Raw genomic sequence first — 15,241 nt, 5'->3', positions numbered from 1 at the left:
GCTCCCAACCGTCCCAAAACCCATGAGACTCAACCGTCCCAGAAGTCATGAGACTCAACCGTCCCAGAAGTGTGGAGACAGCACAGTACCGTAGGGGTACGTAGCGTCACCGAAAGGTACGAACCGTCGACCAGAACGTACGAACCGTCGCCACGAGGTACGAACCGTCACCCCGAGTTACGAACCGCCAACTGGAACACCAACCAGAACATACGAACCGTCGTGCCGACATACGAACCACCGCGCCAGCGCAGCCCCGAACACCAACTGCCACTCCCCGCACGCCACCTAGGTAGGGGCCGCAGAAACCGGACAGGCACAGCTTCACCTGAGCATCGGCGCGCACCCCCGTTGGCAGCGCCCACCGGTCCTTGACCCGGTCGTGCAAGGCCGCCGCGCCACCGGGCTTCAGGGTGCCGTCGGCGCGGGCGTGACGGCGACCGGTGTGGTGAGCACGCGGCCCTCACCGACCACGCGGCGCGCACCGGTGATCTCAACCGCGAGCGGGTCCAACCGGTCCTCACTGCTGGTGCCGGCGGCGAGCAGGATCTGGCCGGGTTCGACAATGCGCCGGTGGTCGGTGCCGGTGAAGGAGGTGCGGTCGGCGTGCACTGTGAAGGTGACGCGCTTGGACTCCCGCGCCTCCAGGTCCACCTTGGCGAAGCCGATGAGGACCTTCAGCGGACGGACCACTTCGGCCACCGGGTCGGATAGGTACAGCTGGACGACTTCGGCCCCGGGGCGGTCGGAAGCGTTGGTGACCGTGACCGCGTAGTCGACCTGGCCGTCGACGTCCATCCGTGTGGCGGAGACGGCGGGGTCGGTGAGGGTGAAGCTCGAGTAGCTGAGCCCGTAGCCGAAGGGATACAGCGGGGTGGGGTCCAGGTTGGAGATGCCGTCGGCGTGCCAGGCGAGTGGTGCCGCCAGGTAGGTGCCCGGCTGGCCGCCGCGACCATTCGGAATGGCGACGGGCAGCCGCCCGGAGGGGTTGATGGCACCGGTGAGCACGCCGGCAATGGCGTCGGCGCCCTCCACGCCAGGCATGAAGGCCTGCACGATGGCGGCGCAGCGATCGGCGTACTCCCCCAGCGCGTAGGGGCGCCCGGTTACCAGCACCAGCACGGTGGGGGTGCCGGTCGCCAGCACCGCCTCCAGCAGCTCGCCCTGGCGTCCGGGCAGGCCCAGGTCGACGACGTCGCAGCCCTCCCCGGAGGTGCCCCCGCCGAAGAGCCCGGCGATATCCCCGAGAGTGACGATGGCGACGTCGGCGGCCGCGGCGGCGGCGACAGCAGCATCGAAGTCCTCCACGCGCCCATCGATGAAGCCGACGCCCTGGTGGAAGGTGGCTTCGCCGGGGCGGGCGGCACCCAGCGCGGTGGGCAGGTCGCGGATGTCCAGCCCCGTGGTGCGGCCGCCGTCGCGGCTTAGCACGTGGTTGGGGAAGGAGTAGCAGCCCAGGAAGGAGCGCACGTCCTCCCATACCGGACCGGACACGGCCACGCTCGCATCGGGGTTCAGCGGCAGCACGCCGTCGTTCTTCAGCAGAATCACGGACTCCTCGGCCATCGCGCGGGCGACGGCCCGGTTGCCGGGCGAGTCGAGGTCGCGGTCCGCCTCGACGCCGGTGGTCGGGTCCCAGTCGGCGTCGAGCAGACCCAGCTCGACCTTCTGGGTCAGCACCCGTGCCACGGCGGTGTCGAGCTCGGTCTCGGTGAGCAGGCCGGCGTCCAGGGCGGCCTCCAGGTGGGAGTAGCAGGTGGTCTCCGGCAGTTCCACGTCCAGTCCGGCACGCACCGCGAGCGCGGCGGCGTGGGCGTAGTCCCCGGCCACGTGGTGCATGGCCTGGAGGAAGCGCACCGACCAGTAGTCGGAGACCACGGTGCCGGTAAAGCCCCAGCGCTCGCGCAGCACCTGCGTGAGCAGGTGGCGGGAGGCTGCCACGGGCTCGCCGTCGATGTCGGAGTATGAGTTCATCACGCTGGCGACGCCGCCCTCGCGTACAGCCATCTCGAAGGGAGGCAGCATGATGTCCTCCAGCTCGCGCGCGCCCATGGACACCGGCGCGTGGTTGCGGCCGGCCTTCGAGGCCGGATAGGCGACGAAGTGCTTGAGGGTGGCGTGCACTCCCTGGGCCTGCAGGCCGCGCACGTAGGCGGTGCCGAGCGTGCCCACCAGGTAGGGGTCCTCCCCGCAGGTCTCCTCCACGCGCCCCCACCGGTAGTCGCGCACCACGTCCAGCAGCGGGGCCAGGCCCTGGTGGACGCCGACGGCGTGCAGGTCGGCACCGATGCGCCGCGCCATCTGCTCCACGAGCGCGGGCCGCCAGGTGGCGCCCCAGGCGATGGCGGCCGGGTATACGGTCGCCCCCAGCGCGGTGAAGCCGGTCAGGCACTCCTCGTGGGCGATGGCCGGAATACCGAAGGCGTTGCGGGATACGACCTCGCGTTGGAGCCGTGCCAGCTTGGCGGTGCCGTCGGCGACGCTTACGGGGTCCGTGCCGTAGATGCGGGTCAGGTGGCCCAGTCCGCCATCGATACTCTCCCCCCATCCCTGGCGCCCTACCGCGAACGCGTCGGCCATGGGGGCCACCTGGTGAGCGGTGTCCGCGGGGCCCGCCTGGCCGTCGAGTTCTCCGGCGCCGGCGGGTTCCGGTGCGGGGACGGACTCTTCCTCATTGCGCTCCCAGAAGGAGGCGAGCTGGTGGATCTTCTCCCGCCGGCTCATGGCCGCTAAGAGGGCGGTGGCACGCTCGTGCGCGGGCAGGGAGGTGTTGTTCCAGGTGTTCACGGTTGGCTCCAGGTTGCGGTGGTTGACGGTCGGCCCCGGGTCAGCCCTTGACGGCGCCGGTCAGGCCGCCGACGATGCGGCGCTCGAACAGGCTGAAGACCACGAGGGCGGGGATCATGGACAGTGAGGTGAAGGCCAGGACCTGCGCGGTGTTGACCGAGTGCTCGGAGGCGAAGGCCTGCACCCCCAGCGGGAGGGTGTACTTGGAGTGGTCGGTCAGGATGAACAGCGGAAGCATGTAGGAGTTCCACGAGCCGACGAAGGTCAGGATGCCGGTGGTGACCACGCCGGGCGCGGACAGCGGCACGACCACACGCCAGAAGAACCCCATGCGCCCGCAGCCGTCCAGGGAGGCCGCCTCCTCCAGCTCCTTGGGGATGGCGCGCAGGAAGGGCACCAGGATGATGACCGTCTGCGGCAGGGCAAAAGCGATGCCGGGGATGATGATGCCGGCCAGGGAGTTCATCATGCCCAGGTTCTTGATCAAGATGTACAGCGGCGTGATGGCCACGGTCATGGGGAACATGAGTCCCGCCGCGAACAGCATGTACAGCGCGCTGCCGCCCTTGAAGGGGTAGCGGGCGATCACGAAGCTGACCATCAGCCCCAGCGTTACGGTGCCGATGGTGCCGCAGGCGGCGGCGATGGTGGAGTTGCCGACCTGCAGCCAGAAACCGGAGCTGGTCAGCACCACCCGGTAGTTGTCCACCACCCAGGGGTCGGGCAGGCCGGCGGGATCGGCGGTGATCTGGGAATTGTTGCGGAATCCGCCGAGGATCACGTAGGCGACCGGGGCGAGCAGGGCGGCGATCACCAGCGCTGCCACCAGGTAGACCGCGGGGCTGGCCCATTCGGGCTTGGGCTTGGCGGCGCGCCCACGGCGGTACTTGGCGCCGGCCGCGGACTCGGCGGGGGCCAGGGGCTTGAGGGACGTTACGGCGGCGGTCATCGGCTGCTCCCGGTCAGTGCGCCCTCGGTGTCGCGGCGCAGGACGAATCGCTGATAGGTCAGGGCGATCACCAGGGAGATCAAGAACAGCACCACGGCGACCGCGTTGCCGTAGCCGTAGTTGCCGCTCATGCGTCCGTTGACCACCATGTAGGTGGCCATGGTGGAGGTGCCCGCGGTGGAGGAGATGTACTGCCCCCAGATGATGTAGACCAGGTCGAACAGCTGCAGGGAGCCGATGATCGACAGGAAGCCCCACATGCGCATGGTCGGTCCCAGCAGGGGGATGGTGATCTTGCGCTGGATCTGCCAGTAGGAGGCGCCGTCGACCTTGGCGGCCTCGGTCAGCTCCTCGGGGATGCCCTGCATGCCCGCCAGGAAGATGATGACGGCGAATCCGGCGTACTTCCAGGTCAGGATGAACAGCAGGACGGTCAGTGCCGTCTTGGGGTTGGAGATCCAGTCAGTGGCGAGCGCCCCGAGCCCGAGCTTGCGCAGCATGCCGTTCACGGCGCCGTCGGTCTGCAGCATCAGCCCCCAGGCGGTGCCCGCGATGACCTCGGAGATCACGTAGGGGATGAAGATGAGAACGCGGATGAGCGACTGCCCGCGCATCTTCTTGTTCAGCAGCAGCGCCAGCAGCAGGGCGAAGGGGCCCTGCAGGGCCAGTGAGCCTACCACCACGATGGCGTTGTGCCGCAGCACGTTGTGGAACTCGGGGTCGGTGAGGATGGTGCGGTAATTGTCGAAGCCGACGAAGTTGGTGGGGACGCCGAAGCCCTTCCACTTGAAGAAGCCGTAGTAGGCGGCCATGATCACCGGCAGGATGACGAAGGTCAGGAACAGGATGACGGCCGGGGCGGACAGGGCGGTGATCTCCACCCGGTCCCGCCAGGACAGGGCGCTGGGGCTCTTCCTCTTGACTCTCCGCCTGGCGACGGCGCCGGCACCGCTGACAGGCGCCGAGCTTGCAGCTGTTGTCATTGCGCTGGTCTCGTTTCGTGGGTTGGCCGCGGCGCGCCCGGGCGCGTGCGGGGCGCGCCGCGGCCTGCTGGTTGGGAAGTTGGGTGCGGACTATTCCTTGGCGGCGGCCGCGGTCATCGCGTTGACGATGCCCTGGGCGTCGCCCTTGCCCGCCAGCATGTCGACGACGGCGACGTTGAGCGCGTTGCCGATGTTCTGCCCCAGGGAGGTGTCCAGCCACACCTGGGAGTAGGCGGCGTCATTGTTGGCCTCCACCTGCGGCAGCAGCGCCTCCTGAGTGATCACGTCCTGCGCCTTCTCGTTTACGGGGATGGTCTCGAAGGCGTCGGCGTAGGCCTCCTGACGCTCCTCGCTCATGAAGAAGTTGAGGAACTCGGCGCACAGCTCCGCCGGGGCGGTGGAGGAGCAGGCGTAGCCGTCAACGCCGCCCATGATGGCGGTGGGGTCGCCCGCGCCGCCCTCTACGGCCGGGAAGGGGAACCAGCGCAGGTCGGGCAGCGGCTCCTCGTCCGGGGTCAGTGAGGCGATGACGCCGACGTTCCAGGTGCCCATGAGCTCCATGGCGGCCTGGTGGTTGGCCACCATGCCCGCCGAGGAGCCGGCACCCTGCTGGGCGGAGGTGGTCAGGAATCCGCTGTTGAAGGGCTCCGTGGCGGCGAAGTCCGCCAGGTCCTCGCCGGCGTCCACCCAGCACTGGTCGGAGAAGTCCAGCTCGGACAGCGAGGACTCCAGCACCTCCTGGCTGCACTCGCGCAGGGCGAAGAAGTAGTACCAGTGAGCCGCCGGCCACGCATCCTTGGCCCCCAGGGCGATCGGGGAGGTGCCGGATTCCTTGAGCTTGGCTACGGCGTCGGACAGCTCCTCCATGGTGGTGGGCGCCGCGGTGATGCCGGCGGCCTGGAACAGGTCCTGGGAGTAGTAGATGCCGCCGGGCTGGAGCGAGGTGGGCATGGCATAGATGCCGTCATCCACCGTGTAGGCGGAGAAGGCGCCCTCGGGGACGTCGGCCGCCACGGACTGATCGATCATGCCGGAGATGTCCAGGACCAGGCCGGCCTCCACCATGTCGCGGAGCTTGCCGCCACCGCGGGCGAGGAAGACGTCGGGGCCCTCGCCGGCGTTCTGGGCGGTCTGGAGCTTGCCGTCCAGGTCCTCGTTCTGGATGGCCTGCACCTCCACGGTTACGCCCTCGTGGGAGGCCTCGAAGTCAGCGGCGATGGTCTCCCAGTACTCCGAGCCGGGGCCGGTGGTGGCGTTGTGCCACAGGGTGAGGGTGTTATCGTCACTGCTCGCGCCGGATCCTGCGCCGCATGCGGCCAGCGCCAGCGAGGCGGTCAGCACGCCGGCCAACACTGCGGCGACGCGGCGGCGGTAACGTTCCGGTTGGGGGCGGTGTGCGCTGAGCTTCATCATTGAAACCTCCAGGTACGGCCACGTCCGATCAGGCTGATCGAAATATTTCGCGAATCCGTCTGACACATTTAGTATAGCGGCGCACATTATCGTGTCAACTGCCGTCGCCGCCGGCCTCCAACCACCCCTCCACTGTCAACCACACACGCACCCCAAGGAGCTGCCATGGCCCACTTCGACCTGCCGCTGGCCGAGCTGGAGGACTACTCCCCCGAACTGCCCGAGCCGGAAGACTTCGACGCCTTCTGGGCGCGCACGCTCGCACACAACCCCTTCGACCCCGACGGCGTCAGTTCCGCCCCCGTGACGACGCCGCTGCGCACCCACCGGGTCCAGGACGTCACCTTCGGCGGTTACGCCGGGGATCCCATCCGCGCCTGGCTGATCACCCCGGCCGACCAGTCCGTACCGCTGCCCGCCGTCGTCGAGTTCCTCGGCATGGGCGGGGGCCGCGGCCTGCCACAGGACAACCTGGCGTGGGCGGCCGCCGGCTACGCACACCTGGTGATGGACACCCGCGGACAGGGCTCGCACTGGGGCTCTGGGGGCGAAACTCCCGACCCGCACGGCACCGGTCCGGCCGCGGCCGGATTCGCCACCCACGGGCTGCAATCCCGCCAGGAGTACCTGTACCGGCGGCTGTTCGTGGACGCCCACCACGCCGTTGAGGCCGCCGCGGCCCTGCCGGAGGTGGATGCCGCCCGCATCGCCGTCACCGGCGTCTCGCAGGGAGGGGGCCTGGCCATCGCCGCGGCCGCCCTGAACCACCGCGTCATTGCCGCCATGCCGGACGTGCCCTTCATGTGCGCCCTACCCCGCGCCCTCGGGCTGACGGATGACCCGCCCTACGCCGATATTGCCGGCTTCCTGGCCGTGCACCGTGACCAGGAAGCGCAGGTGCGCCACACGCTCGCCTACTTCGACTGCGCCGTGCTGGGGGCGCGGGCGACCTGCCCGGCCCTTTTCTCCACCGGGCTGATGGACACCACCTGCCCGCCTTCGACCGTCTTCGCGGCGCGCAACCGGTGGGGCCGGGCAGGCAGCGCGGACCCGGCGCGGCCGGAGATCCGGGTCTACCCGTTCAACGGCCACGAGGGCGGCGAGTCCTACCAGTGGCGCGAGCAGGTCGCCTGGCTCGCAGCGGTGCGCCGGGGCCGCCGGTAGTGCTGCTAGCCTCCGCATACACGGCGGGCTCCAGCGGCCCTGAGGGGAGGAAGACGTGGAACCTCGGCAGCGAGTGACCCTGGACGACGTCGCTGCGGCGGCCGGCGTTTCCAAGTCGGCCGCCTCCAAGGCACTGAACAACCGCGCCGACGTCTCCGCCGCCACGCGTGAGCGCGTCCTGGCCGCCAGCGAGGACCTGGGCTACGTGCGCCCGGAGACAACGCCGTCCCGCACCTACCGGCCGATCGCGATTGTCTCCGACGACCTCGCCACCGCCTACACCATCGAAGTACTCAAAGGAGCCGCGACCGCCGCGCTCGACGCCGGAGTCGCCCTGCACACCACCTACACGCCCGAGCCGGCCGAGCGCGCGTACCCGGTGCCCTTCGAACCGGAGTGGTTCACGCTGCTGAAGGCCACCGACTACCTCGGCCTGATCGTGCTGACCTCCCCGCTCACCCGTGAGCAGCACGCCAGCGCCAGGCGCATCGGCCTGCCAGTGGTGCTGATCGACCCCTCCGGCGAGCAGGAGCGCGGCATCGCCTCCATCGGCGCGACCAACTGGAACGGCGGGGTGGACGCCACCGAGTACCTGATCGGGCTCGGCCACGAGCGCATTGCCCTGGTCGGCGGCCCGGACGACTCGGTGCCCGCGCGCGAACGCCACCAGGGCTACCTGTCCGCGCTGCAGATGCACTCGCTGCCCGTCCACGCAAACCTGATTTCCTCCGGGACCTTCACCTATGAGACCGGCCTGCAGCAGGGGCGTCGGCTGCTGCGGCTGCCGGAGGGGGAGCGTCCGACCGCGGTCTTCGCCGCCTCGGACACCACCGCGCTGGGCATCTACGAGGCGGTTCGTGAGGCCGGGCTGCGCATCCCGGAGGACTTCAGCGTGGTCGGCTTCGACGACACGGAGATGGCCGGCTGGGCAGCGCCGCGGCTCACGACGGTGCGTCAGCCGCTGTTCCGCATGGGGCAGGAGGCCGTCCGCATGATCGTGGACAACCACCACGGCCGCCCCATGCTGACCACCACGCCCGTGCGGCTGAGCACCCGCCTGGTCGTCCGCGACTCCGCGGCGCCGCCCCGGTAGCGGGGCCCGGCTTGCCACCGCGGGCGGTGGTGAGCCGGTGTCGCCCCACCACCACCCGCGTTTCGGGCCGATCGCTGCTGCGCGCCGCCTAGGCGGTCACGGCACGGCGCTTGTTCAGCAGGTCGAAGGCGACGGCGCCGAGCACCACCAGTCCCTTGATGGCCTGCTGGTAGTCGATGCCCACGCCCAGCAGGGACATGCCGTTGTTCATCACGGCCATGACCAGGCCACCGACGATGGCGCCGACGACGGTGCCCACGCCGCCGGTGACCGCTGCCCCGCCGATGAAGCAGGCGGCGATGGCATCCAGCTCAAAACCCTGCCCCGCCTTGGGTCCGGCCATATTGAGCCTGGAGGTGAAGATGATGCCGGCCAATGCGCACAGCACCCCGTTGTTGACGAACACCCAGAAGCGGACCCAGGGGACCTTGACGCCGGACAGGGCCGCCGCCTCCTTGTTGCCGCCGATCGCGTAGATCTGCCGGCCAATGACGGTGCGCCCGGCCACGAAGGAGTAGATCAGGATCAGCGCCGCCAAGATGATCAGCACGTAGGGCGTGCCCTTGTAGGTGGCGATCTTCCAGGCGAAGGCCATACCGATGATGCAGACCACCACGATGCGGCCGATCCACAGGCCGCGCGAGGTCACCGGCACCTCGTTGGCGATGGAACGGCGCCGGTTGCGCACCTCGGAGAACACATACGCGGCGAGCGCGATGGCCACCAGCAGCAGCGTGAATACGTCATATCCGTAGCCGCCGAGCAAGCCGTTGAGGTATCCCGAGGAGATCTCCCGGAATCCGCCGGGGAACGGGGAGATCGACAGGTTGTGCAGCACGATCATGGTCAGGCCGCGGAAGATGAGCATGCCGGCCAGCGTGACGATGAAAGCGGGGATTCCTACGAAGGCAATCCAGAATCCCTGCCAGACTCCGACCAGCAGGCCGGTGAGCAGCGCGGCAACCACGCCCATCCACCAGGGCATGCCGTGGTTGACGGTCACGACGCCGGCCACCGCGCCGGTCAGCGCCACCACCGAGCCGACCGAGAGGTCGATGTCCGCCATCAGGATGGCGAAGAGCATGCCGATTGCCAGGACCAGTACATAGGCGTTCTGCACGATGATGTTGGAGACGTTCTGGGAGGAGAGGATCTGGCCGTTAGTGGCGACGGCGAAGAAGGCGATGATTACCACCAGGGCCACGGCCAGGCCGCCCTGCCGCAGGTTCGTGCGCAGAGCGCCCGCGAGCGCTGAAAGTGTATTTGACATTAGGCTTCCTTGATTTGAGTCATGTAACGCATGAGGGTCTCCTGGGTGGCGTCTTTGCGCTCCAGGTCGGCGGTGACGCGCCCTGCTGACAACGCGTAGATGCGATCGCAGATGCCCAGGAGCTCGGGCAGCTCCGAGGAGATGACCAGTACCGCCTTGCCCGCGTCCGCGAGCTGGTTGATGATCTGGTAGATCTCATACTTGGCGCCGACGTCGATGCCGCGGGTGGGCTCATCGAGGATGAGTACGTCCGGCTCGGCGGCCACCCACTTGGCGAGCACGACCTTCTGCTGGTTGCCTCCCGACAGCCCGCCGACGACGGACTCGATGGTGGGGGCCTTGACCGCCATCTGGCCGCACAGCTCGGTGACGACGGCTCGCTCCCGGTGCAGGTCCAGCACGCCGCGCTGGGAGAACCGGCGCGGGGATGCCGAGGACACGTTGCGCCTGATCGACTCGATGAGGTTCAGGCCGTAGCGCTTGCGGTCCTCCGAGACGTAGGCGATGCCGTTGGCGATCGCCGAGGCCACGTCCTTGATCTCGATCTCGCGGCCGTCCTTGAGGACCCTGCCGCTGATGTCGCTGCCCCAGGAGCGCCCGAACAGGCTCATGGCCAGCTCGGTGCGCCCGGCGCCCATGAGCCCGGCCAGTCCGACTATCTCACCGTGCCTGAGCACCAGGTCGGCGGCGTCGACGACGGTGCGCGACGGATCCGCGGGGTGGTGCACGGTCCAGCCCTCGAGCCGCAGCGCCTCGTCGGCAATGTGCGGGATGTGATCGGGGAATCGCTGGTCCAGTGTGCGGCCCACCATGAGGCGGATGATCTCGTCCTCGTCGACTCCGCCCTCGCGGTGCATGTCGAGCGTGGCGATGGTGTGCCCGTCGCGGATGATCGTCGTGGAGTCGGCGATCTGCCTGATCTCACCGAGCTTGTGGGAGATCATGATGCAGGTGATCCCGCGCTCCTTGAGCTGCCGCATGAGGTCGAGCAGGTGGGCGGAGTCGTCGTCGTTGAGGGCGGCGGTGGGCTCGTCCAGGATGAGCAGGCGCACGTCCTTGGACAGGGCCTTGGCGATCTCCACCAGCTGCTGCTTGCCCACGCCGATGTCCTGGATGCGCGTGGCCGGGTTCTCCGCCAGCCCCACGCGGGCCATGATCTTCTGCGCCTCGGTATTCGTGCGGTGCCAGTCGATGACGCCGCGGGAGGAGCGCTCATTGCCCAGGAAGATGTTCTCGGCGATGGACAGGAAGGGGCTGAGCGTGAGTTCCTGGTGGATGATCGCGATGCCCGCGCTCTCCGACGCCTTGATGTCGGAGAAGCTGACTTCCTGGCCGTCGAGCAGGATCTGCCCCTCGTAGGTGCCGTGCGGGTGCACGCCGGACAGCACCTTCATCAGGGTCGACTTGCCAGCCCCGTTCTCCCCGCAGATGGCGTGGATCTCGCCGCGCCTGACCGCGAAGTTGACGTCATCCAGTGCCACCACTCCGGGGAAGCGCTTGGTGATGCCCCGCATCTCAAGAATGTTGTCAGCCGCCATGGTGGTTCCCCGTTCCCCGCGCCGTTGCACTCCAGCCGGCGCGACCGCTGAAGGCGATGGAGGTCACTTGAGCTCGTCCTCGGTGATGTAGCCGGTGTCGATCAGCGAGCTGCGGACGTTGTCCTGGGTGATGATCTCGGACTTGAGCAGGTAGGAGGGGACGACTTTCACGCCGTTGTCGTAGGTCTCGGTGTCATTGACCTCCGGCTCCTGGCCGCCGAGCACCGCGACCGCCATCTGCACGGCGGCGTCGGCCAGTTCGCGGGTGTCCTTGAAGATGGTGGAGTACTGCTCCCCCGCCATGATGGACTTGATTCCCGCTACCTCGGCGTCCTGGCCGGTGACCGTGGGATAGGGCTGGGAGTCGGTGCCGTAGCCGGCGCCCTTGAGGGCCCCGAGGATCCCGATTGACATCGAGTCCAGGGGCGATAGCACGCCGTCAACCCGGCTGCCGTCGGAGTAGGTGGAGGTGATCAGGTTGTCCATGCGGGACTGCGCGGTGGCGGCGTCCCAGCGCATGGTGGCCACGGTGTCGAAGGACGTCTGGCCGGACTTGACTGCAATCACGCCGCTTTCGATATAGGGCTGGATCACGTCCATGGCGCCGTTGAAGAAGAACGGGGAGTTGTTGTCATCCGGGGAGCCGCCGAACAGCTCGATGTTGTAGGGCATGTCCGGCTTTACGCCGGCGTCCTCGCCGTCGGCATTGAGAATGCCCATGCCGATGAGCAGGGAGGTGCCCATCTGGGTGCCGACGTCGTAGTTGTCGAAGCTGGTGTAGTAGCTGACGTTCTCGTTGTCGCGGATGAGCCGGTCATAGGAGATGACCGGAATCCCGGCCTCACCGGCGGAGTCCAGCTGCCCGGACAGCGCCGTGCCGTCAATGGGCGCGATGATGAGCAGGTTCACGCCCTGAGTGATCATGTTGTCGATCTGGTTGGTCTGCGTGGGGATGTCATCCTCCGCGAACTGCAGGTCCACGTTGTAGCCCAGCTCCTCCAGCTGGGCCTTGATGTTGGAGCCGTCCTTGATCCAGCGCTCGGATGACTTGGTGGGCATGGCGACGCCGATCTTGATGTCCGCGGCCGCCTTGCCCGCGGTGTCGCTGCCGGAGCCGCCGCCGGCGCCGCCTCCGCCGCATGCGGCCAGCGCCAGTGCCAGGGCCGTGCCCACTCCCCCTGCGAGCGCGGTACGACGGGAGAAAGCAGGGATGCGGGATCGGGACATGGTGGGTCTCCTCCTTGAGATCGTTCGGTGGCCCGGAGCACCGGTCCTCGGCACAACAGCCAAGCGGGCCACTCGTTCTAGTGTGAACGTTCACTTCCCGCGTGTCAACTCCCGCCGCACCCGAACCGCATCTGCTTGCTAAACAACAAGAATCAGCCACTCACGCCGAGGGTACGCGCGCGCTCGCCTCGTGAACCTTCACCCGCGTCGGCGCCCTGACCGCGTCATTGGCGGCCGGCCACGGCCCGCCTCAGCAGCTGGAGCGCCGCACCCGCAGAGTCGGGGAGATCGAGTGAGTAGCCCCCGCCTCGCCGTTGATGGCGCGCAGGATCACCTCCATGCACAGCACCCCCAGCTCGTCGAAGGGCTGGCGCACCGAGGTCAGCGGCGGGGAGAAGAATGCCGTCCCCGCCGTGTCATCGAAGCCCGCCACCGCAACGTCCTCGGGCACGCGCACGCCCTGGTCGCGCAGTGCCGCCAACATGCCCAGCGCCATGAGGTCGTTGGCGCAGAAGACGGCGTCGGGCAGGCCGCGGGCCACCATCTGGGCGCCGACCTCATATCCGCGCTCGGCGCTCCAGTCCCCCGCCAGCACTGCCGGCACCTCCCGGCCGGCGTCCTCCAGGCACGAGCGCCAGCCGCGGGCGCGGGCCTGCGCGTCGTACCAGTCCTGTGGGCCCGCCAGGTGGGCGATGGACTCACGGCCGTGTCCCAGCAGGTGCCTCACTGCCATGCGTGCACCCAGTTCCTGGTCCACCGAGACCACGTGGATGCGCTCGCTCGGCGCCAGGCCGTCCGCCACGACGACGAGCGGGACCGCCCGGGCGGCCCGTTCCGCGGCGGTGGCGATCCAGGTCTGCGGGGCGACGGCGATAATGCCGTCCACGCCGCGGGCGATGAGGAAGTCGAAGACCTCACGGACCTCCCCCACCTCACGCGCTTCCAGAGCAGTGACAAGGGTGGCGTAGCCGGCCTGCCGGGCAGCGACTTCGATGGCGGCGGTGGTGGCTGCGGGCCCCTGGAAGTGGGAGCCGGTGGTGACCACACCGATCATGCGGGTGGAGTCGGTAACCAGGGCGCGGGCGGCCATGTTGGGCCGGTAGCCGAGCTGGTCGATGGCGGCCCGGACCTTCGCCAGGGTGGCGGGGCGGACGGACTCGGGGCGGTTGATAACCCGGGAGACGGTCTGGTGGGAGACGCCGGCCAGCCGGGCGACGTCCATCATTCCCGGGCGTCGCCCGGCCGCCGCGGACGTCGCCGCGGCGGGTTCGGGCCGGGAGGGCTGCTCAGTCATTGCGTGCGCCCCCGCAGCCCGGCTCAGTCCTCCTCCCAGAGGCGCCAGGTGAAGGTGTGGGACTGGCCCACAGCCAGAGTGATCAGGTCCTGCCCGGTGTTGAAGGCGTTGGGCGGGCACGTCATGGGCTCGACGGCCACGCCCCGGCGCCCCAGGTGCTCACCGCTGTAGACCTGCACCCAGGGGGCGGCGGCACTCATGACCACGCTGCGCTCCCCCTCGCCGCCGGTCAGTCGCACCTGCCAGGCACCGGTGGGCAGGCCGGTGTAGGCGTTGTCGGTGGCGGTGGCCCCCACCAGGCGCCCGGTGCGCCAGTCCGAGTCGGTGCCGGTCACGTCCCGCTCCCCTGCGGGCGCCATGTGGGCGTCGACGTCGAGCACGCGCTCGGCGGGCACCTGCAGCACGCACTCGTCCAGCGGGACCGAGCGGGTCAGGTAGGGGTGGCAGGAGACCCCGTAGGGGGCGGGCGCCGGGGTGCCGTCCTCAATTGGGGCGCCGACCACGCCGACGGTCTGGGAGACTGCGGCGCCGGCATTGGTGGCGGTGGTGGTGACGGTTAGGCCGGTGCGCGCGTCCAGCGCGTAGCGGACGGTGATGTCCAGGCTCCAGGGGTAGGCGTAAGAGGCGGGCAGGCTCAGGGCGAGCGTGACGGCGGTAGGGGCCGTCCCGCCGTCCGCGGCATCGTCCGTTTCCGTCTCGGTGACGGCAAAGTTCGCCCAGCCGACCAGGCCGTGCAGGGCGGCCCCGGTCTCCGGCTCATTGCAGGGCACCAGGTAGTCCACGCCGCGGTAGGTGTAGTGGGCGTCGGCAATGCGGTTGGGCCAGGGGACGAGGGTCTTGCCCTGCCAGGCCCCGGGCAGGGCGGTTTCGGCATCGAAGGGGATGACCAGGTCTCGGCCCTGGCGGCGCAGGTGGACCAGGGTCGCCCCCGAGGCGGCAATCCGGGCCTCGTAGTCGCCCGCGCGCAGGTCGATGAGCTCTCCGTTGAGCGAAGGGTATTGCATGGTTGCTTCCGTAACTCTCGTGGGGCCGCCGCCCCGTATTGCTTCCCGGTGGTCCGTAGGTTAGCCGACGCCGTCACACGCTCCCAGCTGGATCAAGGCGCCCGCTTACTGTCCTGTATTCAGATGGCGGCCGCCCGCCCCTGAAAGCCGGGCCGCAGCGCCGTGAGCACACCGAAGCCCCCCAATCACGCCTCTACCCAGCCAACGGCCTTGCCGACTCCCGGGCTGAAGGGGCGTGGCGCGCGTGGAGTCCGGTTCCTGCTGGCTCCTACGCAATGCACGCGGCCGACGTGATGCGCCGCCGAGGGCCACAATTCGGCCTACGGCACAAAGATTGGTACGTCTTGACCCCGACTTTTCCGCATGACGTCGTTGAAAGTTGGTGGCTGGAGCGGCCTTGAGGGGTGTCGGTGGCGATCTCGGGCCCTAAAGCGGCGGCGCCTACTACGCGGCTTCCCCGCCTGCAACGCCACTTCGGGGTTAACAACGCCTGTTAACGGCCTGCTGAAGGGCTGCAAG

At 68.9% G+C, this 15,241-nt stretch carries 11 protein-coding genes; 2 read left to right on the top strand and 9 right to left on the bottom strand.

Going from position 1 to position 15,241, the window contains the following annotated elements; translation table 11 throughout:
* Positions 1-408: 408 nt before the first annotated feature.
* The 4 genes from GZ998_RS11835 to GZ998_RS11820 form a co-directional block, all read right to left on the bottom strand.
* Positions 409-2,787 carry a glycoside hydrolase family 3 N-terminal domain-containing protein gene (locus GZ998_RS11835; protein ID WP_219109941.1) on the bottom strand — a complete coding sequence of 793 codons (2,379 nt, stop codon included), beginning with the start codon at positions 2,785-2,787 and terminating at the stop codon, positions 409-411.
* A 40-nt stretch (positions 2,788-2,827) separates the two neighbouring features.
* On the bottom strand, positions 2,828-3,736 hold the full coding sequence (locus tag GZ998_RS13360) for a carbohydrate ABC transporter permease (RefSeq protein WP_161924797.1): 909 nt from the start codon (positions 3,734-3,736) through the stop codon (positions 2,828-2,830).
* Positions 3,733-4,719, bottom strand: coding sequence for a carbohydrate ABC transporter permease (locus GZ998_RS11825; RefSeq protein ID WP_162680083.1), 987 nt, complete (start codon positions 4,717-4,719; stop codon positions 3,733-3,735). Before GZ998_RS11825 ends, GZ998_RS13360 begins: the two co-directional genes overlap by 4 nt.
* A gap of 90 nt (positions 4,720-4,809) precedes the next feature.
* The gene (locus GZ998_RS11820) at positions 4,810-6,132 is read right to left on the bottom strand and encodes an ABC transporter substrate-binding protein (protein WP_219109940.1); all 1,323 of its coding nucleotides are present in this window, start codon (positions 6,130-6,132) and stop codon (positions 4,810-4,812) included.
* Positions 6,133-6,297: 165 nt separating this feature from the next.
* Between GZ998_RS11820 and GZ998_RS11815 the strand changes: the two genes are divergently transcribed.
* Both GZ998_RS11815 and GZ998_RS11810 read left to right on the top strand, forming a co-directional pair.
* Entirely contained in the window at positions 6,298-7,296 is a 999-nt protein-coding gene (locus GZ998_RS11815) for an acetylxylan esterase (protein ID WP_162680084.1), read from the top strand.
* A 55-nt stretch (positions 7,297-7,351) separates the two neighbouring features.
* Positions 7,352-8,389 (top strand): LacI family DNA-binding transcriptional regulator, encoded by a 1,038-nt coding sequence (locus tag GZ998_RS11810; protein WP_162680085.1) that lies wholly within the window; start codon positions 7,352-7,354, stop codon positions 8,387-8,389.
* A gap of 88 nt (positions 8,390-8,477) precedes the next feature.
* Here the strand turns inward: GZ998_RS11810 and mmsB are convergent, their stop codons facing one another.
* From mmsB to GZ998_RS11785, 5 genes are all read right to left on the bottom strand, one after another.
* The gene (gene mmsB, locus GZ998_RS11805; protein WP_161924800.1) at positions 8,478-9,659 is read right to left on the bottom strand and encodes a multiple monosaccharide ABC transporter permease; all 1,182 of its coding nucleotides are present in this window, start codon (positions 9,657-9,659) and stop codon (positions 8,478-8,480) included.
* Positions 9,659-11,197: a multiple monosaccharide ABC transporter ATP-binding protein gene (gene mmsA / locus GZ998_RS11800; protein WP_161924801.1), complete on the bottom strand. Its 1,539-nt coding sequence runs from the start codon at positions 11,195-11,197 to the stop codon at positions 9,659-9,661. The genes mmsB and mmsA overlap by 1 nt, the downstream gene beginning before the upstream one ends.
* A gap of 63 nt (positions 11,198-11,260) precedes the next feature.
* Positions 11,261-12,424, bottom strand: coding sequence for a multiple monosaccharide ABC transporter substrate-binding protein (gene chvE / locus GZ998_RS11795; RefSeq protein ID WP_219109939.1), 1,164 nt, complete (start codon positions 12,422-12,424; stop codon positions 11,261-11,263).
* Positions 12,425-12,674: 250 nt separating this feature from the next.
* Entirely contained in the window at positions 12,675-13,718 is a 1,044-nt protein-coding gene (locus GZ998_RS11790) for a LacI family DNA-binding transcriptional regulator (RefSeq protein ID WP_257505965.1), read from the bottom strand.
* 23 nt (positions 13,719-13,741) lie between these two features.
* Positions 13,742-14,722: an aldose-1-epimerase gene (locus GZ998_RS11785; protein ID WP_219109938.1), complete on the bottom strand. Its 981-nt coding sequence runs from the start codon at positions 14,720-14,722 to the stop codon at positions 13,742-13,744.
* Positions 14,723-15,241: the final 519 nt, after the last annotated feature.

This window comes from Actinomyces sp. 594 (assembly GCF_019325145.1).
GTDB lineage: Bacteria > Actinomycetota > Actinomycetes > Actinomycetales > Actinomycetaceae > Actinomyces.
Note: the sequence above shows the minus strand (reverse complement) of the source record. Positions and strands in the feature narration are given on the sequence as shown.